At 38.6% G+C, this 1,312-nt stretch carries 1 protein-coding gene; it reads left to right on the top strand.

The window, feature by feature from the left end:
• A partial coding sequence (locus FW758_RS24490; RefSeq protein WP_446446817.1) for a P-loop ATPase, Sll1717 family occupies positions 1 to 1,189 on the top strand: 1,189 nt, incomplete at its 5' end.
• Between the last annotated feature and the right edge of the window lie 123 nt (positions 1,190 to 1,312).

The raw sequence follows: 1,312 nt of genomic DNA, 5'->3' as shown, positions 1-1,312 counted from the left end.
CGATAATAATGATGATTTTTTAAGACTCATCCGAGATTGGAAAACGGGTATAAATGAAATTATTGCTAAAAAGGTACTCACATCTTTCGGGTTACTTTTCGATGATTGGAGAGGCAAATTAAACCAGTATGGGGGGGCTGCACTAGAATTTCTTGCCTCAACTTTGAAACTAGATGACAAAGTTAATTTAACACCATCAAAAGAAGCTGTTCTGAAAGACTTTCTAAAACACAATAAAATTTCAGTTTATATCGATGATTTAGACAGGGGATGGCAGGGAAGAAAGCATGATATTCAGAGAATTTCAGCTTTACTTAATGCTGTGCGTGACATCTCAACTGAAAATAGAGGGATTTACTTTAGAGTCAGTTTGCGATCCGACGTTTATTATTTGGCACGTACATCTGATGAATCAACCGATAAAACTGAAAGTTCCGTAATTTGGTATTCGTGGACTAACCATGAAATATTGGTACTCCTTGTTAAAAGAATCGAAAGCTACTTTGACAGGGAAGTAAATGAGGAAAAATTGCTTACTAAACATCAGTCCGATTTGATGAGATATTTGTTGCCAGTGATAGAGGAGAAGTTCACTGGCAAGGGGCACTGGAGCAATGCGCCTATGTATAGGGTTCTAATGTCTCTGGTCAGAAAGCGACCTCGAGACTTGGTTAAACTTTTAACTTTAGCCGGTAGACATGCGCATACGAGCGGATCACAACATATCGCAACTAATAACTTGGAGTCTATTTTTGAAGAGTACTCACAAGGACGACTCCAAGACACTATTAATGAATATCGTTCTGAATTGCCCGAAATCGAAAAATTAATATTAGGAATGCGTCCTTCAAAGATGCAAAGAAAAGCGTCTCAAGGGTATGTCTATAGTACAGATCAATTATTGAAGAAACTTAAATCAATTGAAGAACAGGGAAAATATCGTTGGGCTAATGGGAATCTTGTCGATACAAAGGAATTAGCCGCTTTTCTTTTTAAAATAAACTTTATCACCGCTAGAAAGCAAACGGACTCGGGGATTGACAGGAAATACTTTGAGGAAAACCGTTATTTATCAAATAAGTTCACTGAATTTGGGTATGATTGGGAAGTTCACCCCGCATATCGTTGGGCACTTCAGCCTGAAGACCCAATGCAAATATTCAATGAGCTGGAACTAAGTGCAAATTGATAACCACTTCTAACAAAGAATTGTTAGAAGAAAGATGGGACTGGCATAACTCTTTTGGGATTACAGCCAACACCGAAATCACAGAAGTTCACCCTCCCCTCGGAGTTGCCGCAGGGCATTTGC

The organism is Shewanella sp. 1180_01, from assembly GCF_052850535.1.
This window is presented reverse-complemented; position numbering and strand designations above follow the sequence as displayed.